22 protein-coding genes and 2 pseudogenes are annotated in these 22,307 nt (G+C 70.5%); 15 read left to right on the top strand and 9 right to left on the bottom strand.

Features of this window, described 5'->3' with window-relative positions:
* The first annotated feature begins 100 nt into the window (after window positions 1-100).
* Genes AQJ64_RS00790 through AQJ64_RS00750 form a run of 9 tightly spaced genes read left to right on the top strand, consistent with a single transcriptional unit; the run spans window position 101 to window position 7,967 of the window.
* Window positions 101-985, top strand: a complete 885-nt coding sequence (locus tag AQJ64_RS00790) for a diiron oxygenase (protein WP_055631722.1) — start codon at window positions 101-103, stop codon at window positions 983-985.
* Window positions 982-1,830: an aminoacyl--tRNA ligase-related protein gene (locus tag AQJ64_RS00785; protein ID WP_055631721.1), complete on the top strand. Its 849-nt coding sequence runs from the start codon at window positions 982-984 to the stop codon at window positions 1,828-1,830. Before AQJ64_RS00790 ends, AQJ64_RS00785 begins: the two co-directional genes overlap by 4 nt.
* Window positions 1,817-2,854 (top strand): NAD(P)H-dependent flavin oxidoreductase, encoded by a 1,038-nt coding sequence (locus tag AQJ64_RS00780; RefSeq protein WP_055631720.1) that lies wholly within the window; start codon window positions 1,817-1,819, stop codon window positions 2,852-2,854. Before AQJ64_RS00785 ends, AQJ64_RS00780 begins: the two co-directional genes overlap by 14 nt.
* Window positions 2,844-3,881 carry a methyltransferase gene (locus AQJ64_RS00775; protein WP_079061391.1) on the top strand — a complete coding sequence of 346 codons (1,038 nt, stop codon included), beginning with the start codon at window positions 2,844-2,846 and terminating at the stop codon, window positions 3,879-3,881. The genes AQJ64_RS00780 and AQJ64_RS00775 overlap by 11 nt, the downstream gene beginning before the upstream one ends.
* Window positions 3,868-4,302: a holo-ACP synthase gene (locus AQJ64_RS00770; RefSeq protein ID WP_063788640.1), complete on the top strand. Its 435-nt coding sequence runs from the start codon at window positions 3,868-3,870 to the stop codon at window positions 4,300-4,302. Before AQJ64_RS00775 ends, AQJ64_RS00770 begins: the two co-directional genes overlap by 14 nt.
* Window positions 4,299-4,553 carry an acyl carrier protein gene (locus AQJ64_RS00765; RefSeq protein WP_055631718.1) on the top strand — a complete coding sequence of 85 codons (255 nt, stop codon included), beginning with the start codon at window positions 4,299-4,301 and terminating at the stop codon, window positions 4,551-4,553. The genes AQJ64_RS00770 and AQJ64_RS00765 overlap by 4 nt, the downstream gene beginning before the upstream one ends.
* Complete coding sequence (locus tag AQJ64_RS00760) at window positions 4,550-5,221, top strand: cysteine hydrolase family protein (protein ID WP_055631717.1); 672 nt, start codon at window positions 4,550-4,552, stop codon at window positions 5,219-5,221. The genes AQJ64_RS00765 and AQJ64_RS00760 overlap by 4 nt, the downstream gene beginning before the upstream one ends.
* Window positions 5,218-6,579 carry an MFS transporter gene (locus tag AQJ64_RS00755; RefSeq protein ID WP_055631716.1) on the top strand — a complete coding sequence of 454 codons (1,362 nt, stop codon included), beginning with the start codon at window positions 5,218-5,220 and terminating at the stop codon, window positions 6,577-6,579. Before AQJ64_RS00760 ends, AQJ64_RS00755 begins: the two co-directional genes overlap by 4 nt.
* Window positions 6,576-7,967, top strand: coding sequence for a condensation domain-containing protein (locus AQJ64_RS00750; protein ID WP_055631715.1), 1,392 nt, complete (start codon window positions 6,576-6,578; stop codon window positions 7,965-7,967). Before AQJ64_RS00755 ends, AQJ64_RS00750 begins: the two co-directional genes overlap by 4 nt.
* On the opposite strand, the gene AQJ64_RS00745 is transcribed toward AQJ64_RS00750, so the two are convergent.
* Complete coding sequence (locus AQJ64_RS00745; protein WP_055631714.1) at window positions 7,903-8,775, bottom strand: ABC transporter ATP-binding protein; 873 nt, start codon at window positions 8,773-8,775, stop codon at window positions 7,903-7,905. The two genes, AQJ64_RS00750 and AQJ64_RS00745, sit on opposite strands and share 65 nt — an antisense overlap.
* 201 nt (window positions 8,776-8,976) lie before the next feature.
* Window positions 8,977-9,996, bottom strand: coding sequence for a hypothetical protein (locus AQJ64_RS00740; RefSeq protein ID WP_240512450.1), 1,020 nt, complete (start codon window positions 9,994-9,996; stop codon window positions 8,977-8,979).
* Between the two features lie 989 nt (window positions 9,997-10,985).
* Here AQJ64_RS00740 and AQJ64_RS50415 point away from each other — a divergent pair.
* Together AQJ64_RS50415 and AQJ64_RS47605 are read left to right on the top strand one after the other, a co-directional pair.
* Window positions 10,986-11,170 (top strand): annotated as a pseudogene (locus AQJ64_RS50415) (hypothetical protein); the annotation flags it as partial.
* A 314-nt stretch (window positions 11,171-11,484) separates the two neighbouring features.
* Window positions 11,485-11,607: pseudogene (locus tag AQJ64_RS47605) on the top strand (LysR family transcriptional regulator); the annotation flags it as partial.
* A gap of 19 nt (window positions 11,608-11,626) precedes the next feature.
* On the opposite strand, the gene AQJ64_RS00735 reads toward AQJ64_RS47605, so the two are convergent.
* From AQJ64_RS00735 to AQJ64_RS00705, 7 genes are all read right to left on the bottom strand, one after another.
* The gene (locus tag AQJ64_RS00735) at window positions 11,627-12,304 is read right to left on the bottom strand and encodes a 4-carboxy-4-hydroxy-2-oxoadipate aldolase/oxaloacetate decarboxylase (RefSeq protein WP_055631712.1); all 678 of its coding nucleotides are present in this window, start codon (window positions 12,302-12,304) and stop codon (window positions 11,627-11,629) included.
* A complete protein-coding gene (locus AQJ64_RS00730) occupies window positions 12,301-13,512 on the bottom strand; it encodes an aspartate transaminase (RefSeq protein ID WP_059202307.1) in 1,212 nt (403 codons plus the stop codon). The genes AQJ64_RS00735 and AQJ64_RS00730 overlap by 4 nt, the downstream gene beginning before the upstream one ends.
* A 4-nt stretch (window positions 13,513-13,516) precedes the next feature.
* Entirely contained in the window at window positions 13,517-14,260 is a 744-nt protein-coding gene (locus AQJ64_RS00725) for an SDR family oxidoreductase (RefSeq protein WP_059202306.1), read from the bottom strand.
* Between the two features lie 47 nt (window positions 14,261-14,307).
* Window positions 14,308-15,621 (bottom strand): MFS transporter, encoded by a 1,314-nt coding sequence (locus tag AQJ64_RS00720; protein WP_055639102.1) that lies wholly within the window; start codon window positions 15,619-15,621, stop codon window positions 14,308-14,310.
* Between the two features lie 103 nt (window positions 15,622-15,724).
* Window positions 15,725-16,717, bottom strand: a complete 993-nt coding sequence (locus AQJ64_RS00715) for a 5-oxoprolinase subunit C family protein (RefSeq protein ID WP_059202305.1) — start codon at window positions 16,715-16,717, stop codon at window positions 15,725-15,727.
* On the bottom strand, window positions 16,710-17,423 hold the full coding sequence (locus AQJ64_RS00710) for a 5-oxoprolinase subunit B family protein (protein ID WP_059202304.1): 714 nt from the start codon (window positions 17,421-17,423) through the stop codon (window positions 16,710-16,712). The genes AQJ64_RS00715 and AQJ64_RS00710 overlap by 8 nt, the downstream gene beginning before the upstream one ends.
* Window positions 17,420-18,232: a LamB/YcsF family protein gene (locus AQJ64_RS00705; RefSeq protein ID WP_055634898.1), complete on the bottom strand. Its 813-nt coding sequence runs from the start codon at window positions 18,230-18,232 to the stop codon at window positions 17,420-17,422. Before AQJ64_RS00705 ends, AQJ64_RS00710 begins: the two co-directional genes overlap by 4 nt.
* A gap of 234 nt (window positions 18,233-18,466) precedes the next feature.
* Here AQJ64_RS00705 and nac point away from each other — a divergent pair, with 234 nt between their 5' ends.
* From nac to AQJ64_RS00685, 4 genes are all read left to right on the top strand, one after another.
* A complete protein-coding gene (nac, locus tag AQJ64_RS00700) occupies window positions 18,467-19,366 on the top strand; it encodes a nitrogen assimilation transcriptional regulator NAC (protein ID WP_055634899.1) in 900 nt (299 codons plus the stop codon).
* Window positions 19,367-19,427: 61 nt separating this feature from the next.
* Window positions 19,428-20,435 (top strand): 2-hydroxyacid dehydrogenase, encoded by a 1,008-nt coding sequence (locus tag AQJ64_RS00695; protein WP_059202303.1) that lies wholly within the window; start codon window positions 19,428-19,430, stop codon window positions 20,433-20,435.
* A complete protein-coding gene (locus AQJ64_RS00690) occupies window positions 20,432-21,247 on the top strand; it encodes an SDR family oxidoreductase (RefSeq protein ID WP_059202302.1) in 816 nt (271 codons plus the stop codon). Before AQJ64_RS00695 ends, AQJ64_RS00690 begins: the two co-directional genes overlap by 4 nt.
* Before the next feature lie 17 nt (window positions 21,248-21,264).
* Entirely contained in the window at window positions 21,265-22,293 is a 1,029-nt protein-coding gene (locus tag AQJ64_RS00685) for an L-idonate 5-dehydrogenase (protein ID WP_055634422.1), read from the top strand.
* Window positions 22,294-22,307: the final 14 nt, after the last annotated feature.

Genomic DNA, 22,307 nt, shown 5'->3' with positions numbered 1-22,307 from the left:
AAGTAATGATCCTTACGCTTCCCCGGGTGCTCACATCGCTTAACCATGAGAGCGCTTTCTAACCCGTTCACCCCGCCCTATAGCGCGAAGGACTTCAGTCATGTCCGTAAGCACCATCTGGGACAGTGAAATGACGTCAGCGGTCGAGCGTCTCGCCCGCGCCTCGGTCGACGACTACTACAACCCGTACCAGAAATTCGAATGGCCTGATGCCATTCCACAGGACGCCATGTGGATGAGCCCCCACCTGCTCACCGTCCATGGGACCACCGAGGCCGACGGTCTGACATCTGAGCAGCTCAGGGAGTTGTCCCGTTGGGAGAGCATCCACTTCTACAGCCTGAACGTGCATGGCATCAGGGAACTTCTTCTCGAAGTGGTGCAACGCATCCACACGCCGGGCTTCGAGGTACCGACGCCGTTCTTCCATCACTTCCTGGGCGAGGAGAACGAGCACATGTGGTTCTTCGCCGAATTCTGCCTGAGGTACGGCAAAAAGCTGTATGAAGACCGCTCGCTCCAGTTCCCTCAGGAAGACACGTCTCCGCTCGTCGCCAACTTCTTGGTTTTCAGCAGGATCCTCATCTTCGAGCAGATTGTTGACTATTTCAACAGCACGATGGCCGCAGATGAGTCCCTGCCGGAAACCATCCGCGCAATCAACCGTATCCACCACCAGGACGAATCCCGTCACATTGCATTCGGTGGCCAGTTGGTGCGCACCTTGTATCAGGCCGTACTGGAGAAATCTACAGCCGAGGAAATCGCTTCTGCCCGGGAATACGTCAGCCGGTACATCGACGCGTCGGTGGCCCAGCTCTACAGCGTGGACGTCTACAAGGACGCGGGCCTGCCTGACCCCTACGGGCTGCGCCGCCGGCTCCTCGCCGACCCCGCACGGCAGCCGGCCCACGACCGCATCACGGCGCGCACACGCAGCTTCTACCGCCGTATCGGCGTCCTGGACACGGAGGTGGCGTCATGAGTGCGAACCCTCCCGCCCTGACCACGATCGATCCAGGCGCAGGTGTGGTCACGCTGGACCCGCCTCGCGCGCTCCTGCTGGACAAGCTCGACGAGAGGTTCCGGCAGCTCGCGGACGAGGTCGGCGCGCAACCCCTCGTCCCTCCGGCCCTCCTGCCCGCCGAGTGGCTGGCCGACCTGGACTACTTCAAGAACTTCCCGCACCTGTGCCTCACCACAGGACGCTTCTCCGATCAGGGCGCCGAACTGCTGGCGGCGGGAACACCGGTCACCACGCTCTCCTCCGAGTCGCACGAGCCCACCGGGTACGTCCTGCCCTCCGCCACCTGCTACGGAATGCTGCTGTCGCTGCGCGGCCAGCAACTCTCGGACGAGGTACGACTGACAGCCGTCGGCCGCTGCTTCCGGAACGAGGACTACTTCGACGGGCTGCGTCGGCTCCGAGGCTTCCACATGCGCGAAGTGATCTACCTCGGCCACCGAGACGGTGCCGAGCAACACCTCGCGCTCTCCCGGGAGTTCGTCGAGCGGCTCGCTGAGGGACTCGGCCTGGAGCTGAAGGTCGTCACGGCCAACGACCCGTTCTACGACCGTGACGGCTCCCGAGCGAAGCTCACCGCCCTGGATCCGGTCAAGCACGAGTTCGTCATACCTGACGGTACGGCCATCGCCTCGATCAACCGCCACCGGAACTTCTTCGGGGACCGGCTCGACATCACCTTAAACAACACATCGGCCTACACCAGTTGCACCGCCTTCGGGGTGGAACGGTGGATCCACGCAATGGAGCTTCAGTACGGCTCCGCGGAGAAGGCCCTGGAGAGGCTGGGCGATGACCGGCTCTGACCCGGCCGACAGGCTTCTGCCCGCCGGGCTGCCGGTCTCCTTCCCTCTCGTCCAGGCCGGTATGGGTGGCATCGCGACTCCGCGGCTGGCCGCCGCGGTGAGCGAAGCCGGCGCCCTGGGCACCATCGCTCTGTACAAGCTGGCGGCGGACGGCTGCCGGGCGACCGTAGAGGACACGGCGGGTCTCACGGCACGGTCCTTCGGGGTCAACGTGATCCCGGAGGTCGCAGGCGAGACACTGCTCCGAGCGCAGGTCACCGCGGCGGTGTCGGCGATGACCGACGACCGGCCGATGGTGCTCAACAGCTACGGTCTGCCGCCCGCGTGGCTCTCGTCCGAACTGGAGGGTTCCCGCTTCACCCTGATGGTGCAGGTGGGCACCCCGGACGACGCGGCCCGGGCCGCCGACCTGGGCGCCCGAACCGTCGTTCTCCAAGGGACGGAGGCGGGTGGGCATCTCCTGGGTCAGCTGCCCCTCGACCAGTTGATCACCCGCACCGTGGCCTTCAACGCGCCGGTGCACCTGCTGGCGGCAGGCGGCATCGCGGATGGGAGGCGCATGCGTGAGCTGTGCGAACTCGGTGCCGAGGGCTGGCTGTTGGGCACCGCCTTCGTCGCCGCCCGCGAATCCGGTGCGCACGAGCTGTACAAGAGCGCACTGATCGATGCCCAGGGAGAAGGAGACACCGTGGTCACCGACCGCTTCGAGATCGGCTGGCCGCACCGCCCGCACCGTGTCCTGCGCAGCGCGGTGACCGACAGCCCCTCCGCCCTTCCCTCGCAGTTCATCGCCTGGACCTCGGTGTCAGGCGGCCGTTACCCCGTTCCGCGCGGCTCGGCAGCAGCACCGACGACAGAGACGACCGGCCAGATCGACGAGATGGCCAGGTACGCGGGGCATGGCTGCGGCGCTGTGCGGGCGGTGCTCCCCGCGGCCGACATCGTTGCTGCGCTCCGTGAAAGCCACGACCACGCCCTCGCGGCGAGTCTCCCCCCGAAGGAGTCGGTAATTCATGGCACTTGACCTGGGAATGGCCCAGATCAGCCAGATGGCGTTCGGATACTGGCAGGCTCAGGCACTCTTCGCAGCGGTGCGCACCGGAGTGTTCGACGCGCTCGCCGAAGGTTCCCTCACCGTGGAGAAGGCCGCCGCTGCCTGCGCCCTGCCCGAGGATTCGGCACTGCGACTGCTCGACGCCTGCGTGGCGCTTCGTCTGCTCACGCGTTCCGGTGACGGTGAGTACGCCAACACACCTCATGCCCAGCGGCTCCTCGTCGAGGAGTCGGCGGAATCCGTCACGCGTTGGGTGAAGGTGATGGCCCGCTGGTACGAACCGTGGGGCGGCATCACGCAGGCCCTTCAGGACGGGCAGCCGGTGGAGGAACGGCGACTGCGGCTCGGTGACGACGAGGAGTACGCCGCGGACTTCATCCTCGGCATGCACGAGTACAACTCCCGTACCGCCGAGGCGCTGGCGCAGCTGGTCCCCCAGCAGGGGGCCGGCACGTTGGTCGACGTCGGCGGTGGCGCGGGGACGTACAGCATCGCCTTCTGCAGGCAGTGGCCGGGCCTCACCGGCGAGGTTCTCGACCTGCCGGCCGTGCTCCCGCTGACGGAACGCACGGTCGCACGGGCCGGCCTCGACGACCGGATCCGGGTCCGGGCGGGTGACTACTACACCGATCGCTTTGGCTCCGCCGTCGACGTCGTCCTGCTCTCCAACGTCCTGCACCAGGAGAGCCCTGAGGCGGCTCTCGACATCCTGTGCAGGGCCCGCGAGGCGCTGTCGGAGGCCGGGCGGGTCCTGGTGCACGGTCACTTCCTCGACGAGACGCGCACCGCTCCCCTCTTCACCACGCTGCACAATCTCTCCGCTCTGGCTCTGTGGGACGGAGGGCGCAGCTACACGGTGACCGAGATGGCGGAGCTGATGCGGCGGGCCGGGCTGACCGACGTCGAGGTGGTGCAGGCACCGGAGGCGTCCGCGAAGCTCCTCGTAGGCACCGTCGGCAACCCGCCCGGCGCGGACGGGAGCCATGAGCGGGCCTAGTCCGGTACGGGTCGGCGTCGACCTGGTGAGCGTCGCGCGGATTTCGCGGCTGCTGGACTCCTCGTCGGGCCGACTGCTGGCAGACCATTTCACCAACCGGGAACGGGAGGAACTCGATCGGGTCTCCAACGGCAGGCTGGAGACGCTGAGCGGCCGGATCGCCGCCAAGGAAGCTGTGATCAAGGTGCTCGCGCCCGAAGGCGAGATCATCCGCTGGGCAGAGGTGGAGATTCTCGGCCCGGCGGGCCGGGCTCCGCGTGCGCACCTGTCGGGCCGGGCCGCGCAGCTCGCGTCCGAGCGTCATCTGCATGCCATCGAGATCAGCATCAGCCATGAGGGCCCCTGGGCCGTAGCCATCGCCGCAGGCGCCACCGGCGCGCCGGGCACAGACAGAGATCGCCACAACGGAGGAGAAGCATGAACGACCGGATCGTCTCGTGGATCATGGAGAAAAATCCGCATCTCACACAGCCGCCGACCAGGGACGACGACCTCATCGAGGGCAGGCTCATCGACTCCCTGGCCTTCCTGGAGTTCGTCTACCTTCTGGAGGAGGTCACCGAGACGAGCATCGACCTCAGCACCATCACCGCCGAGAACTTCCGCAGTCTCGCCGCCATCGAGACCCGCTTCCTGGCCCCGGCCGGTCAGAGCGCGGAGGCGGCCCGATGAGTGCGCCCGGAATCAACGACCCCCACACGGCACCGGACTTCGCGTCCTCCGCCCTCGTGACCATCGACGTCCAGAACGACTTCCTGTCCGACTCCCCCTACGGCATCCCCGGCACGACGGAGGTCCTGCCGGCTCTCAAAGCCGCCGTGTCCGCCTTCCGCTCCGCCGGCCGCCCCGTGATCCATGTCGTACGCCTCTACGACGCCGCGAGCGGTGACGTGGACCTCGTGCGGCGCGGACTGATCAGCACCGGGGTGAGCATCGTCGCGCCGGGCAGTAAGGGAAGCGGCCTCGCGCCGGGGCTGGCCCCCGACGACGCGCCAGACCTGGATGCCGACCTGCTGCTCTCGGGCCGGCCGCAGCGACTCGGCACCGACGAGTACGCGATCTTCAAGCCTCGCTGGGGAGCCTTCTACCGCACGCCGTTGCAGGAACTGCTGGGCGAACTGGGCGTGAACACCGTGGTGTTCGCGGGCTGCAACCTGCCCAACTGCCCGAGGGCGAGCATTTTCGAGGCGTCGGAACGCGACTACCGGGTCGCTCTGCTCAGTGACGCGGTCTCCCGGGTGAGTGACGACGCGCTGTCCGAGATCGGCGGTATCGGGGTCCACCTGTTGACCGTCTCCGCACTGAGCGACCGCCTCCTTCCGACGGGTGCCCACCCATGAGCATCCGTCAGGAGACGGAACCCGACGACCGGACACAGCCGGGCGGGCAGCCGGACACGCTGCCCGCCCGGCGGGCGGCCCGGTTGCTGTCCAAGGTCACACTCGATCTGACGCCGATCCGCAGCAGCCGGGACTACCGGGTCTTCTGGATCGCCCAGGTTGCCTCCCTCACCGGGAGCCAGATGACGGTGGTCGCGCTGGCCGCCCAGGCATTCCTGCTGCGGCACAACTCACTGGACGTGGGCATCGTCAGCGCGGCACAACTCGTGTCTCTCGTCTTCGGCGCGTTCGCCGGCGGCCACCTCGGCGACCGGGTCAACCGCCGGACGATGCTGGTCACTCTTCAGATCGCGCAGGGGCTGTGCATGGTCGCCCTCGCCCTCGGAGTCGGGCTGAGCGGGACGACGGGGCTGGCGTTCCTGGTCGGACTCTCGACGGCCCTGGCCCTGTGCACAGCCATGGACGAGCCCGTACGCGACGCCCTGGTGCCCTCACTGCTGCGAGACCGGGACCTGGAAGCGGGACAGGTACTCAACCAGACCCTTTTCCAGATCACTTCCCTGGCCGGTCCCCTGGTCGGCGGTGTGGTGCTTTCGCTGTGGAACGTACGCGCCGTGTACATCGTCGACGCGCTGACCTTCGCCGTGGCCGCGGTCGGCTACTACCTGATCCGAACCGGGCGGGAGAAAAACCCCGCCGGCGCGGGCCCGTCGGGGCCGGCACTGCGGGGCCTGTGGTCCGGCGTACGGTTCTTCCTGCGCCATCCGCTCATCCAGGCCATCGCCGTCATCGACCTGTTCGCGATGGTCTTCGGGATGCCCCGGGCCCTGTTCCCGCAGCTGGTCACAGACCACGACACGTGGCCGTCCGGCTCACTGGGCCTGCTGTTCACCGCTCCGGCCCTCGGCGCCCTCCTGGCGGGAGCCACCGGCGGCTGGATCGGGCGGGTGCGGCGTCAAGGACTCGGGGTGATGGTCTCCGTCGGCGTATGGGGGCTGGCAATCGCCGCCACCGGGCTGGTCCTGAACAGCCTCTGGGCGGTCCTGCTGCTCCTGCTGGTCGCGGGCGCGGCCGATGCCGTGAGTGCGGTCCTGCGGGTGACGATGATGCAACGGCACACACCCGTCCTGCTCCGCTCGCGGGTGAACGCCCTGTTCCTGCTCTTCGTGGTGGGCGGGCCGCGCCTGGGCGACATCGAAGCAGGTGCCGTGGCCCATTGGGGCCTGAGGCTTTCCATCGTCAGCGGCGGCCTTCTCTGTCTCACCGGTGTCGTGATCACCGCCGTCGTCTGGCCCGGCTTCGCCCACTACCGCCGCCGAGAACTCGCGACCGACAAGAACCTGAGGGAGGAACCGTGAGCGGCACATCTTCACGCAGCGAGCGGGAGGGCCGGCTGAATCACGCCCAGGAGGACTGGTTTGCCGGGCAGCCCGAGCAGCCCGACACCAGCTGCGACAACAACTCGGTCGCGGCGGTGAGCGTCGACGACGTGCCCCTTGCCGAGGTCATGGACGCGATCGGCGTCTTGCTGACCCGTCACGAGGCTCTGCGCAGCCTCATTGATCCCGCGACCGGCCCCCACGGACGGCAACGGGTCTGCGCCGCGCCGCGGACACAGGCCGAACTGCACACGATCGTCCGCACGGCGGAGGCCGCGTCCGCGCCCGACGCCTTCGGGGAACTCCGCGGGACCTGTTTCGACCTTGCCCGCGAGTGGCCCATCGGCTTCCTCGTCGCGCACCACGGCGGCAAGGTGCGCGACATCGGTGTGGTGGCCGACCACGCGGCGCTGGACGTGGGGGGTATGAACGTCCTCCGGCAGGACCTCCACGCGCTACTGACCAGCCCGAAGGCCGCGCTGTCCGGTGTGCCCGAACAGCCCCTCGACGTAGTGGACTGGGAGGAACTGCCCGAAGCCACTCGATACCGGGAGCGGGCCGAGGGCTTCTGGCGGGGACAGTCACAGCGGCTGACCGACCTGCTGGAACGGTCGGGAGCCGACACCGCCACGGACAGCGGCCTGCACGGAACCGGCAGCACCTACCGCACCGTGTGGCTCTCCACCCCCGACCTCCTCGACAGCGCCTCACGGGCATCCGCGACCCTACGAGCCCCGCTCCCCGCCGTGCTGCTCACGGCCTTCGGACTCGCACTGAGCCGGGCGAGCGGCTGCCCCGTCAGCAGCCCGCTGGCTCTGTCTGCCAACCGGCGGACCAAGGAGGCCCGTCTCTCGGCCGACAAGAGGTTCATGCAGGGCCCGGTAGTGGTCCACGCCGACGACAACACCGTCCTCAGCCGCCTCGTCGCGGACTGCGCGTTCCAGCTCATGTGCACGAGCACGCTGTCACACATCAGAAAGGACAGGGCCGACGCCCTGTGGTCGGCCGCGTTGCCGCCCGGCATCGCACCGGAACTCGCGGGCGCCTTCTTCAACTACGTGGACGAGACCGCCCTGGAAGCCGTGCCGTCCTCGGGACGGCTGCCCGGCTCGGGGCTGGTCGGCGACTGGGTGCCCCTCGACGCGTTCGCCCCGGACGCCCGGCTCAGACGCGGACCCGACCTGATGCTTCTGGCCGTGGAGGGGCGCACCCGCATGCGGCTGGGGCTGAAGTACCGGGAGGACCACCCGGCAGCCGACCTCGGCGAAGGATTCCTCCGCGGCCTGGCCGGTCTCGTTCAGTTCATGGGCGGGAGCCCGGAAAGGGCGGAGGCTCGCGTCGGCGACGCGCTGACGGCACGGCCGTAGACCGGGCGTACCAACGGCCGTCATGCGACTCGACGCGGATGGGCCGCCCGTAGCACGCGGTGAAGTTCTCGGAGGTGAGCACTGATTCCACGGGACCGGAGACCAACTCACGGCCTTCCCGCAACAGGTAGGCATGCGAGGTGGAGGGCGGCAGTTCCTCCGGATGATGGGTGACGGTCACCGTGGACAACCCCGGTCGGCCGGCCGCGAGGCGGTGCAACGCGTCCACCAAGTCCTCCCGGGAGGGAAGGTCGAGCGCGTTGAACGGCTCGTCGAGCAGCAGCAGGGACGGGTCGGACATCAGGGCGCGGGCGATGAGAATCCTCGCGCGCTGCCCACCCGAGCAGTCACCGAAGGCACGTTGGGTGAATTCCTTGCAGTCGAGCTCGGCCAGCAGCAGGTGTGCCCGCTCCCGGGCAGCGGCGTCGTACATCCGCCACAACGGCTGCACCGTACCCGTCGCGCCGGTAAGAACCACAGTATGGGCGGCGGCGTCCAGCGGTACCTTCTGCGCGGCGTTGACAAAACCGACGCGGGCTCGCAACTCCCGCACGTCCACCCGGCCGAGACGGTGCCCGAGCACATCCACGGTTCCCGTGGTGGGATGGATCAGGGCTCCGGCAAGACGCAGCATGGTGGTCTTGCCGGCCCCGTTCGGCCCGAGCAGCGCCCAGTGCTGTCCCCCCTGGACGGTCCAGTCGACCGAGTCCAGGACGATCTCCTGGCCCGTCGTACGTCGGCGAATGCTCACCCCCGACAGGACGATGACGGGACGGGACTCGCTCTCACCTGCGAAGTGGCCTGACATTCGGGCAGCCTACCCGTCTGCCGCGCCCAACCGCCGTGCCCGTCAGCTCACTTGACACCCTGGAGCGGGCTCCGGGCACTCGCGCGTTCGAAGTACGGCACCTTCGGGGAAGCCTGAGGCAATGGTCGAGGTGATCTGGAACCCTTCGTCCCCCAGGGGTCGTTCAACGGGCCGCTCGCTCCCAACTCACCGTCCATCTCGTCATTCCGGCTTGTAGGGGCTCCACCCCTTCAGATGCGGTTCGAGCTCCTCCGGCGTCGGTTCACGCGTGTTCGGCATTCCCGGAAGCCGGGTCAAGGGGTCGATCGCCCGCGCGTAGCCGTACACCCACTCCAACCAGCGCCGGGCCGAGTCCAGAACCGACTCGTCCATGGCACCGCCCAGCTCGCCGAGACGACGTTCCAGTGCCGTGCAGTACGCACCGAGCAAAGCGGCCTCCCGCCAGCGTTCGGCCTCTTCACGAAGCACCTTGGCGAGCTGATCCTGAATAGCTCGCTCCTTCGCCTCCTCCACGGCCACTCGCCAGCGAACTGCACGCTCCGCTTTGGCCCGCTCCTCGACTTCTCTGCGCTGTGCGTCCTCCAGCACTCGCGCCTCGATCTCCCCGAGAATCAAGCCCAGGGCGTCCTCAAGCACCCGGTCCTTCCGATCCCGCCATCGGCCCGGTCGGCCCGACTGACCGGAACGTCCGTGGTCAAGCTCGACAACGAGACGCGCGGAGCGCTCGGGATTCGTGGACTGCGGGAACTCCTGCCTGACGGTGACCGCGTGCGCGAAGCCGTCGACGACCACGTCCACCCCGCCTTCACGCCGCGAGTAGGACAACCGGCCGCGCCTGACCTCGTAGCCCCGCCGCACCGCCTCGGCAGCCAGCGCCTGCAGCATCAGGAGCGACCGGCGACGGAGCACAGACGGAATCACCAACTGCCCCTCGTCGTCCCTGAGCGCAACCACAACAGGATGCAGGCCACTCAGTCGCGCGGAGACCGGGACCACCGACGCGTCGTCTCTCGGCCGCTGGCTCCGTGAATTGGGGTGCGGGCCCTCGACAAGGCGCATCTCCAACCCCCGTGCGCCGAAGCCCGCCTTCTCGATGCGCTTGCCCTGCGGCTCCAAACCGTGTCGCTTCGCGTAATTGACCACGCGCCGCCACTCCGCAACCTCGTCGTCATCGGGGTCGGCAAGGCGGACACGCCCCTCGATAGCCAGCCGCTCGATCAACTTCCGCGCCTTCGCCTGTCGAGCGCGCGCGACGGGCCGTTCGCTGTAGGGCGTCAGACTGCGCCTTCGACTCGTGGTCTCGCACCGTCCTCCCCCTTTCGCCGACGCCTCTGGTCGGGCGGACTCCCTATGAACACCGACGTCCGCGAACGCCGGGTCGTCGGGATGATGACCATGCCAAAGGTGGAACCGGCCGGCCTCAGTGACCTCGATACGCACGTCACCACCACCGCGGCTGACCGTCAGGAGCCAGCGATCACGCAGGGCATCAGCCGACATTCACCCGGCGCCCAGCCTCCGGGCTCCTCTCCGGCCGCAAGCCGTTCGAGAAGCACGCGTTGCCGTTCGTTCACGGCCGACCACCGATGCACTAACCCCAGCCCGCATCTCACTCGCACACTCTGGATAGAGCCGAAAGAGTGACAGCGGGCAGTGGGAGTCTCCTGGGACTTTTCTGGGACTTCCGGCTACATCAACAGGCATGAGCGTGAAACAGCCGAAAGGCCATTCACGCAGGTCAGCAGCCTCTAGCCACCCATCACTGCAGGCCAGGGAGTTCGCTGGTCTCTTCCGGGACATCTGAAGGTCGTCGGACGAAGCGCCGCCACACCACTCCCGACCTGCATGAAGATGAGGCGGACGGGGAAGTGGCGGCGCCTCTGGGACTTTTCTGGGCATGGGGCCGGAACCGGGACTCCCGCTCGCTGCACAGAGCGTCATGCCGACCGGCCACGCCTCTTGCTCGGCGCGGAACACGCTGCCACAACCAGCTCACCCGGCACGGACCCGCGCCGCCCACTCCAGACGTCGGCTCGCCCGTCATGACCCGCGCGACTTCCCAGCCTCCAGAACGGAGTCATGTCCTCCAGCCCACAACATCCCGCACCCGCGCCGGTGGACCTCTCTCTCGTCGGCCGCAGCGTGCGCGCCGTATGGGAAGACGCCTTCCCTCGGATTGCCTCCCACACCCGGCCAGTCGCGTGACGGACATGCCGGAGCTGCACACCCGGCTCCTAGAGGACGTGATCGCGCTCGGCTCCGGTATCCCCTGGGCCCTCACCGGCGGATATGCCGTGCGGCCCACCGCCTCGTGAACCGCCCCAGCCAGGACCTCGACGTCGCCACCGAGAACCCGGCGCCCATGACCGACATCGCCGCCACGCTCCGCGCCGGTCCTCAAGGAGATCTTCTGGCGGCAGGTGGACGAGCCCATGCTCGCTGGCGTACGCGGCCATCTCCCGCTGGTCACCGTCGAGCTTGAGGAGTTCGGCCGCCGCCACGCCCGTGGCCGCTTCGAGCCCGAGGATCTGCGGAGCCAAGAACGGGCAGGTGGGAAGCAGTCGGTCGCGCGCTTGTCGCGCCGGGCACATCGGGATCCCGGAGCGGATGCCGACCCTTCGGCCTACCGACGGCCGTAGCGGTTCGAGGCAGCGCAGCCGGCCCCGGCGCGGTGGCCTCCGGCGGGCGCCGGTTCCTCAGCCCCGGTCCGCCTACCTTCCGGTGCTCGACGCCGAGCCGATCGTCGTACGGCTCGCCTGGTGGCGGGACGACCCGCACCCCGCCACCCAGCTCGTGGTGGAACTGCTCACCGCGCTCTACCGCACCGGCTGACCGGCCACGGCGGGTGGTGTCACTCCTCGTCGATCACCAGGCCCTTCGCCGCGAGGAGCGGGGTGAGGCCGCACAGCTCGGCGACCGACCTGCCCGCCCGGTACGCGGCGATGTAGCCCGCCTCGACCTCGACCCGTTCCCGGGACGCGGCCGCCACCTCCGCCGCGTCCTCGCGCCGTACGACGACGACGCCGTCGGCGTCCGCACGGATCACGTCGCCGGGGCGGACCAGCTCGCCGCCCACGGTGATCGGCTCGCACAGGGGTCCGACGGTCTCCTTCACCGTGCCCTTGATGCAGACGCCGCGGGAGAAGACCGGGAAGCCGAGGGCCCTGAGGTCCTCGGTGTCCCGGACCCCGGTGTCGGTGACCAGCCCGGCGAGCCCCTTGGCCCGGCAGGCGTTGGCGAGGACGTCACCGAAGGAACCGGCCTCCCGGTAGGCGCCGGCGGAGACCACGACGACGTCGCCGGGGCGGGCGTAGGCGATGGCGGTCTGGAGCATCAGGTTGTCCCGGGGCGCGCACCGGACCGTGAACGCGGGCCCGCACAGGGACATCCGGTGGTCGACCGGCTTGATGGACGAGTCGAGCGCGCCGAGTCGCCCCTGGGCTTCGTGGATGGTCGCCGAGGAGTAGCTGCCGAGGCGCTCGACGAGTTCCGGGGCGGGGCGGTCGAACTTGGTGCTGACGCGGATCATGACGGCCTTTCGGACAGGGCGGCGCAGGCGGCCGCGATGCGGGCGCAGGCTTCGGTGAGGACCTCCGTGGAGGTGGCGAACGAGATACGGAAGTAGCCGGGCGCGCCGTACGCGGAGCCGTGGATCACCGCCACCTGTTCGCTGTCCAGCAGATGGCGGGCGAAGTCCTCGTCGTCCTGGATCCGGTGCCCCGTGGGCGTGAGCCGGCCGACGGCGGCCCGGCAGTTCACCAGGAGGTAGAAGCCGCCGCTGGGGGTCGTGCAGGTCAACTGCGGTATCTCACGGATGAGTTTCACCGTGGTGTCCCGGCGGGCCCGGTAGACCTCGACGCTCTCACGGACGAAGTCCTGCGGTCCGCCGAGCGCGGCGGCCGCGGCCGCCTGGCTGATGGAGGACGGGCAGGAGGAGATCTGCGACTGGAGGGTGTTGACGGCGGTCACCAGATCGGCGGGGCCCGCTCCGTAACCGAGGCGCCAGCCGGTCATGGCGTACGTCTTGGACACGCCGTTGGTGAGGAACACCCGGTCGGCCAGGCGGGGTTCGACGGCCGCGAGGGACGGGCTCGCGCCGTCGTCGTACCAGATCTCGTCGTAGATCTCGTCGGTGAGGACACGGACGTGCGGATGCTCCAGCAACACCGCTGCGAGGGCGCGGAGTTCGGCGGTGGTGTAGGCGGATCCGGTGGGGTTTCCGGGGGTGTTGAGGACGACCCAGCGGGTCCGGTCGGTGAGCGCCGGGCGCAGGCGCTCGGGGGTCAGCTTGAAGCCGTCGGACTCCGGGCAGTCGACGACGACGGGGGTGCCGTCGTTGGCGCGGACCATGTCGGGGTACGACACCCAGTACGGGGCCGGGATCACCACCTCGTCGCCCTCGTCGAGGGTGGCCGTCAGGGCGAGGAAGATGACCTGCTTGGCTCCGCCGCCGACGGTGATGGTGCCGTCGGTGTACTCCAGGCCGTGGCGCCGCCTCAGCTTCTCGATGATCGCGGCGCGCAGGGCCGGGGTGCCGTTGACGGAGGTGTACTTGGTCTCGCCCGCCTCGATCGCCCGGATCGCGGCGGCCTTGACGTGTGCGGGGGTGTCGAAGTCGGGCTCGCCGACGGTGAGGTCGTGGATGGTGAGCCCCTGGCTCTTGAGTTCACGCACCCGCTGCGCCGCCGCCACACTGGGCGAGGGGCTGATACGGCGTACGCGCGCTGCCGTGGTCATCCGCTCAGCCCTCCCGGCGTTCGAAGTTCAGGCCGCCGGGGACCTGGAAGGTGGGCAGGATCTCGATGTGGCCGATGTTGACGTGCCGGGGCGAGTCGACGGCGAACTCGATGGCGTCGGCGATGTCCTCGGGCTTGAGGGACTCGTAGCCGTCGTAGAACTGCCGCTGGGCCTCCTCCATGTCGCCGAGCAGCCGGCCGAAGATCTCCGTCTCCACCCGGCCCGGGCAGATCTCGGTGACCCGGATCCGGCGGCCGTAGCCGTCCACCCGCAACTGCCGGGAGAGGGTGTGCACGGCCGCCTTGGTGGCGTGGTAGATCGTGTTGCCGCCGAAGTTGTAGACGCCGGCGATGGAGCTGATGTTGACGATGTGGCCGAGGTCGCGCTCGGCCATGCCCGGCATGAGCAGCCGTACCAGGTGCAGGACGGCCTGGATGTTGACGGCGATCTGCTCGTCGACGGCGAACTCGTCGGCGGTCAGGATGTTGCCGGTGCGCGAGACCCCGGCGTTGTTGACCAGGACGTCGATCTCCAGGCCGTCGAGTACGGCGGTGAGCGCCTCGGTGTCGGTGATGTCGACGGCGTGCGGGGTGCAGCCGGTGGCGTCGGCGAGGGCTTGGAGGCGCTCGGCGTGGCGGGCGAGCGCGTGGACGTGCAGGCCGCGCTTGGCCAGCCGTTCGACGACCACCGCTCCGATGCCGGTGGACGCTCCGGTGACGAGAGCCGTGCGGTAGTCGGAGATGGGCATGCGGGTGTGCTCCTTGGTGGGGTGGGGGCCCTTGTCGGGGGGCGGGGTCAGACGTCGCGCAGGGGCAGATGGGCGCGGTCCTTGACCCGGGACACGGCGACGAGGGTGCCCAGGGCGGTGAGGACGGCGTAGTAGGCCGGCATGTGGACGTCGCCGGTGCGGTCGATGAGATACGTCATCAGCAGCGGGGCGGTGCCGCCGAAGAGCGCGGCGGAGACGTTGTAGCCGAGGCCGTAGGCGGAGTAGCGGACCCGGGTCGGGAAGAGCTCGACGAGCAGGATGTGGATGACGCCGGTGTGCCCGGCGAAGACGGCGGCCATGACACAGGCGCCGAGGACGGCGAGGGGGACGCTGCCGGTGCCGATGAGGAGGTAACAGGGGACGCCGACGACGGCCATGGCGATCGCCGCGCCGGCGATGACCTTCTTGCGGCCGAGCCGGTCGGAGAGCCGGCCCATGTACGGGATGGCCAGACAGATCACCACCAGGCTGGAGGCGGTGACGAGGAGGCCCTGGACCTTGCCGAAGCCCAGCTCGGTGCTCATGAAGGTGGGCATGTAGCTGAACAGGACGTAGTAGCCGGAGCCGTTCATCAGGGGGATGAACAGGGCCAGCAGCATGGCGCGGCGGTGTTCGGCGGAGGAGAAGGCCTCCTTGAGGGGGTTCCTGGCCAGGCCGCCCTCTTCCCGGAGGCGCGTGAAGTTGGGCGTGTCGCTGATGCGCTTGCGGATGTAGATGCCGGTGACGCCGAGCGGCACGGCGAGCAGGAACGGGATGCGCCAGCCCCAGGACTCCATGCGCTCGGCCCCGAGTCCGCTGGTCATGGCGGCGGCGATCAGGGTGCCGGTGAGCAGGGAGAGGAAGGAGGCGATCTGGGCGTAGCTGGTGTAGAGGCCGCGCCTGCCCTCCGGGGCGTGTTCGGCGAGGAAGCTCATCGCGCCGGACGCCTCGCCGCCGACGGAGAAGCCCTGGGCGACCCGCAGCAGGATCAGCAGCGCGGGGGCGGCGACGCCGATGCTCGCGTACGTCGGCAGGACGCCGATGGCCGCGGTGGCGACGCTGATGAGCAGGATGACGAAGACCAGCATCCGTTGGCGTCCGATGCGGTCGCCGAGGTGGCCGCAGATGATGCCGCCCAGGGGGCGGAAGAAGAACGAGACGGCGTAGCCCAGGAAGACGAGCTGGACGGCGTTCTCGGAGCCGGGGAAGAAGACGGCGGCCAGGGTGCCGGCCATGAAGCCGAAGATGCCGTTGTCGTAGAGCTCGGCGAAGATGCCGACGCATCCGGCGAGGGTGATCTTCCGGGCGGTTCTCGGGTCGACGGTGTTGGGTACCGGCTGAGCGGCGGCCACGGTGCTCATGGCGTCTCCTGTCGGGGAGGGACGGGACGGGACGGGCGGGGCTGGGCTGAGCGGGGCTGGGCTGGGCTGGGCGGCTGGGGAGGCCGTGCGGAGGGATGCGGGGTCAGCCGTCGGCGGGGACGGGGATGCGGAGGGTGCCGAAGGCGGTGCGGACGCGGGTGCGCAGGGCGTCGATGGCGAGGCGCTGCGCGCGGTGGGCGGTGACCGCCTGGGCGAGGGTGCGGTGCCGGAAGCGGAGGGTCTCGCCGGGGCGGGCCTGGCCGAGGGCACTGAGTCCGGTGGCGGTGACGACGGCGAGGACGGGGTAGCCGGCCGTGACGCCGCGGCCGCGGTGCAGGACGAGGAGTTCGTCCCCGGCGGGCACCTCCACGGCGCCGACGGGCACGCCCCGGGAGAGCACCTCGCCGCTGGTGACCCGGCGGGGCAGGGGCGCCTCGGTGCGCAGCCGCAGTCCGATGTGGTTGCTCTGCGGGCTCACGGTGAACGGGGTGCCGAACAGACGGGCCGCGCTGTCCCCGAACTCGGCCCGGTCGGGGCCGTCGGTGACGTCGATGATCCGCTCGGCGGGGAACGGGGGGACGGGGGCGTGCAGCCGGAAGAGCGGGATGCGGGAGTAGGGGTGGTCGAGCGGCGGGCAGGCGGTGCGCAGGGTGAGCGCGTCACCGGGGCGCAGGACCGGGCCGAAGCCCAGGACGGTGTCGGGGGCACAGCTGCCCTGGAGGTAGTCGGCCTCGAAGGAGCCGAGGACGGCGAGGTAGACGCGCAGGCCGAGGCGGATGCCGGTGACACGGACGGTCTCGCCGGCCCGCACGGACACCGGTTCCCACTGGGGGCGGGCGGTGCCGTCGACGGTCAGCCGGGCGGGTGCCCCGGTGACGGCGATCAGGACGTCGCTGGAAGGGGTGCACGCGAAGTCGAGTGCCGTGAGTTCCAGCAGCGGGGCGGTCTCGTCGTTGCCGCACAGCACGTTGGCGACGCGTGCCGAGTGCTGGTCGAGGGCGCCGCCCGCGGGCAGCCCGTGGCGGGAGCGGCCGACCCGGCCGAGGTCCTGCACGGTGGCGATGCCCGCGGTGCGGACGGTGAGGGTGTCAGCCACGGCAGGCCGCCAGCGGGGTGCCCGCGTGGTCGTCCCACCGCTCGGGGGCGAGGGGGACGAAGCGGAAGGTGTCGCCGGGCCGGTAGGGGGTGAGGGGGTCGCCGTGGAGGTCGAGGACGCGTACGGGGGTGCGGCCCAGCAGGGGCCAGCCGCCGGGCGAGGGCATCGGGCAGATCACCGCCTGCCGGCCGGCGACGGCGACCGAGCCGGGATCGACCCGGGTGCGGGGCGAGGCGAGCCGCGGCACGGGGGCCGGGAAGGGCGGGCCGTCCATCATGGGGGCCCCGGCGGGCGCGCCGAGGCAGCGCACGGTGAGATCGGATCCCGTGTGGAGGGCGACCACCTCGTCCTGCGTCAGGCCGAGCCCGGCCGCGACCTCGGGCAGGTCGGGGCCGTACGCGCCGCCGTAGACGACGGGGACGACGAAACGCCGGGGCGGGGCCGCCGGTTCCGGGTCGGCGCCGATGCGGGCGGCCTCGTGCCACAGGACCCGGCGGACGGTGTCGTGGTCGGTGTCGGCGCAGTCGAACTCCACGAGCAGGGCGTCGTAGGTGGGCACCAGCCCGTGCACACCGTGCAGCCGTACCGCGTCGAGGGCGTCGGCGAGGGCGTGGACGAGCCGCCAGGCCCGCTCGGTGTCGAGGCCGACGGCGCGGGCGACCAGGGCGGAGTCACCGCAGTCGGTGACGGTGAGGTTCCCGTTCACACCCGGGCTCCCTCGCCGCTCGGCACGCGGGCCCCTTTGCCGTCCAGTACGGCGTCCAGCGGGGCGATCCCGACGCCCGCGGCGAGGAGTTGTGCGCGGATGCGGCGGGCCAGCGCCAGTGCTCCGGGGGTGTCGCCGTGCAGGAGGACGGTGTCACAGGTGATCGGGACGTCCGTCCCGTCGACGCCGGTGATCAGGCCCTCGGTGACCATCCGCAGCGTCCGCCGGGCGATCTCGTCCGGGTCGTGGATCACAGCCCCGGGCTCGGAGCGCGGGACGAGGGTGCCGTCCCCGCGGTAGGCGCGGTCGGCGATGCCCACGATGCCCACGCGCAGTCCGCGGGCCCGGGCGGCGTCGGCGAGTTCGCCGTCCTGGGCGAGGACGATCAGCGACTCGTCCAGCGCGGCGACGGCGTCCACGACGGCCCCTGCGTAGTCGGCGCGCACCGCGACCAGGTTGCCCAGACGGCCGTGCGGGGCGACATGCCGGACGCGGGTGCCGTGGGCGACGGCGAAGGCCTGGAGTGCGCCGATCTGGTACAGGACGTCCGTGCGCACCTCCTCCGGCGTCAGATCCATGGCGCGGCGGCCGAAGCCGGCCAGGTCGGGAAAGCCGGGGTGGGCTCCGACGGCCACCTGCCGCGCCACGCAGGTCCGGACGGTGGCGTCCATGATGCGCGGATCGCCGGCGTGGAACCCGCAGGCGACATTGGCCGAGGTGAGCAGTTCCAGGAGCGCTTCGTCGTCGCCCATCGTGTAGGCGCCGAATCCCTCGCCGAGATCGGCCACGAGATCGACCGTGCGGGCCATGACGCCTCCGAGAATGAGAAAGGGAAAGAAGAAGAGAAACCTCTGCGGGAAAAGAGAGAGGGGAAAGAGGGAATTGCCGGGCGAATGACAGCGCCGGGATGTTTCCCACAAGGTAGTGCTCCGCTCACCGGACCACCAATACGCGTTCACTTTGGCGTTATCGCGAACCGCTATGACGCGGCTCACACCCGCCGCTCCCTACGATGAGGCTCCGCTCGACGGGAGGGTTCGCGCATGGACACCAGACGGCTCTACTCCTTCATCAAGATCGTCGATGCGGGGAGCATCACGCGCGCGGCCGACATCCTGCACATCGCGCAGCCCGCCCTGAGCCAGCAGCTCTCCGCGCTGGAGGCGCAGTTCGGGCAGCAGCTGCTGATCCGCAGCAAGCGCGGGGTCGCGCCGACGGAGGCCGGGCGGGCGCTGTACCGGCACGCGCAGCTGATCCTGCGGCAGGTGGACCTCGCGCATGCCGCCGTGGAGGTCTCGGGCCGGGCTCCCGCGGGCAGTGTGTCGGTGGGCCTCGCGCCGTACAGCATGGGCGCCGCGCTCGCGTTGCCGCTGCTCAGGAGTGTGCGCGAGCGGTATCCGGACATCCTGCTGCACATCAACGAGAACTTCGGCGGAGTGATCAGCGAGGCGATCATGACCGGGCGGATGGACATGGCGTTCATCTACGGGGCCGGCCCGCTGCGGGGCGTGCAGTTCGAACCCGTGCGCTCGGAGGACCTGTATCTGATCGGGGCGCCCACGGACGGCGGGGAGGCCGGCGAGGTGGCCCTGGAGGAGCTCGCGGAGGTGCCCTTGCTGCTGCCGAGCCGTATCCACACCATCCGTCAGGTGGTGGACTCGGCCTTTCAGCAGGCGGCGTTGCGCCCGAACGTGGTCGGCGAGGTCGAGTCCGCCCTGACACTCGTCAACGCCGTGGACGCGGACCTCGGGGCGACCGTCCTGCCCTGGTCGGCGGCGCGCGCGATCCTCGACGTGCGCGCGCTGACCGTGCGCCGGATCGCGCATCCGGTGATCCGGGTGCAGCTTTCCCTGGTGACCTCGGACAGCCAGCCGCTTTCCGAACCGGCACTGGCCGTGCACGACCTTTTCCTCGAACTGGTCACCGCTTTCGATAAGGAGTGACAATGGCGTCACATTGAACCGCTATTTGTTTCCGACGGATGTCGCGATTAGCGTCCACGCCATGAAGAAGCGTGTGCTGACCACTCGTGAGAATCTGCCCGGCACCGGCCCGGACCGGCTGGCCGGGGCGGCGGAGGTGGTGGCCTGGTCCGGGACCGGCAGGCCCGGGCCCGACGAGCTGGCCGCGCTGGCGCGGGGCGTGAGCGCCGTCCTCGCGCTGGGCAACGACCCCGTGGACGCCGCCCTCATGGACGCGGCCGGGCCCGCCCTGCGGGTCGTCTCCCTGGCGAGCATGGGCTTCGACAACGTGGACCGGGACGCCGCCGCCGAGCGGGGGATCGTGGTCACCCACACCCCGGGCGTCCTCGCGGAGACCACCGCCGACCTCGCCTTCGCCCTGATCCTGGCCGCCCGCCGCCGGATCGGCGCCGCCGGCGCCGGCCTCGCCGCGGGCTCCTGGGACCTGTTCCGGATGCGCGACTTCCTCGGCCTCGACGTCCACGGAGCGACCCTCGGCCTGATCGGCTACGGCCAGATCGGCCGGGCGGTGGCCCGCCGGGCCCAGGGCTTCGGCATGCGCGTCCTGCACCACGACCCGTACGCCGCCGAGGAAGGCCTCTCGACGCCGGTGAGCCTGGCCGTACTGCTGGCCGAGTCCGACGTCGTCTCGCTCCATGTGCCGCTCACCCCCGAGACCCGCCATCTGATCTCGGCCCGGGAGCTGGCCGCGATGAAACCCACGGCGACCCTGGTCAGCACCGCGCGCGGCGGTGTCGTGGACGAGCGGGCGCTGCTGGACGCCGTCCGGGCCGGGCGGCTGCACTCGGCGGGCCTCGACGTCTTCGCGCGCGAACCGATGGGACGGGAGCTGTCCCCGCTGGTGGCGGAGCCCTACGTCGTGACGCTCCCTCACATCGGATCGGCCACGGAGGCCACCCGGGCCGCCATGGTGGACCTGGCCGTCGACAACATCCTGGACGTCCTGGCCGACCGCCCCGCCCGCACCCCGTTGCCGGGCGGCCCGGCGCTCCCCGGCGCCCCGGCCGCCCCCACGGGAGCGGGCGCATGAGCCACCCCCGTACGAGCCACCCCCGTACGAGCGACCCCCGTACGAGCCACCCCCTCTTCGGCATCTCCGGCAAGGTGGCCCTGGTCACCGGCTCCAGCCGTGGCATCGGCCAGGCGCTGGCCGAGGGGCTGCTGGAGGCCGGGTGCACGGTCGTCCTCAACGGCCGCGACCCCGCTGCCCTGGAAGAGGCCCGCGCCGAACTCGCCGCCCTCTTCGGGGACCGGGTGCGCACGGCCGCCTTCGACGTCACCGACCCGGCGGCGGTCGGCGCGGGCGTCGCACGGATCGAGGAGGAGACCGGGCCGATCGACATCCTCGTGAACAACACCGGTGTCCAGCACCGCGCCCCGCTCCTGGAGTTCACCGACGACGACTGGCACCGGCTCCTCGCCACCAACCTCACCAGCGCCTTCCTCGTCGGCCGCGAGGTGGCACGCCGGATGGCCCCCCGGGGCCACGGAAAGATCGTCAACATCTGTTCGCTCCAGAGCGAGGCGGTCCGCCCCGGCATCGCCCCCTACGCCGCCACCAAGGGCGGCCTGAAGATGCTCACCAAGGGCATGTGCGCCGACCTCGGCCCCCTGGGCATCCAGGTCAACGGCATCGGCCCCGGCTACTTCGCCACCGAGCTCACCTCGGCCCTGGTCGCCGACGAGGAGTTCAGCGCCTGGGTCCGCGGACGGACCCCGGCCGGCCGCTGGGGCGAGGTCGGCGACCTCGTGGGCGCCCTGATCTTCCTCGCCTCCCCCGCCTCCGACTTCGTCAACGGGCAGCTGCTGTACGTCGACGGCGGCATGCTCTCGGTCCTGTGACCCCGGGAGACCCCACCATGCGCGCCTGTGTCGTCCACCGGGCGGGAGACCTCCGGGTCGAAGCCCGCGAGCCCGTCGCCGCCGGTCCCGGGCAGGTGACCGTGTCGGTCGCCCTCGGCGGCATCTGCGGATCGGACCTGCACTACTACCGTCACGGCCGGGTCGGGGACTTCACCGTCCAGGAACCCCTGGTGCTCGGCCATGAGATCGTCGGGCACGTCGCCGCCCTCGGGCCCGGCGCCGACGGGCCCGCCGTCGGCACCCCGGTGGCCGTCCACCCGGCCACCCCGTGCGACCGGTGCGCCGCCTGCGCCACGGGCCGCCGCAACATCTGCGGCGACGCCCGCTACCTCGGCAGCGCCGCCCGCACACCCCACGTCCAGGGCGGCTTCGCCCAGCTCGTCACCGTGCCGGCCGCCCAGATCCGTACCCTGCCGCCCGGGCTCGCCCCGCGGCGCGCCGTCCTCGCCGAGCCGCTGTCCGTGGCCCTGCACGCGGTGCACCGGGCCGGTGACGTACCCGGCCGACGGGTGCTGGTCACCGGAGCGGGACCGATCGGCTGCCTGGTCACCGCAGTCCTGCGCCACCGCGGCGCCGCCGAGGTCGTCGTGAGCGACCTCCTCGACACCCCGCTGCGCATCGCCGCCGCGTCCGGGGCCGACGGCACGGTCCGGGCGGACGACCCCGGTCACCCCGCCTGGACGGAGCCGTTCGACATCGCCGTCGAGGCGTCGGGGGCGCCCGCGGGGCTGCGCACCTGTGTCGAGCGGGTGCGCCGGGGCGGCACGGTCGTGCTGCTCGGTCTGCTGCCGCCCGGCGAGGTGCCGCTGCTCGGCAACCTCGCCGTCACCCGGGAACTGGAGCTGCGCGGCGCGTTCCGCTTCGACGGCGAGTTCGACGCGGCGATCGGTCTGCTCGCCGGGGGCCTGCCGGTGGACGCGATCGTGACGCACACGTTCCCGCTCACCGAGTGCCGGACCGCCTTCGACCTCGCCCACGACCGGTCCGTCGCCTCCAAGGTCCTGCTGGATCTGACCGGTGTGTGAACAAGGCCGGCCCG

The sequence above is a fragment of the Streptomyces griseoruber genome, assembly GCF_001514205.1.
GTDB classification, from domain to species: Bacteria; Actinomycetota; Actinomycetes; order Streptomycetales; family Streptomycetaceae; genus Streptomyces; species Streptomyces griseoruber.
This window is presented reverse-complemented; position numbering and strand designations above follow the sequence as displayed.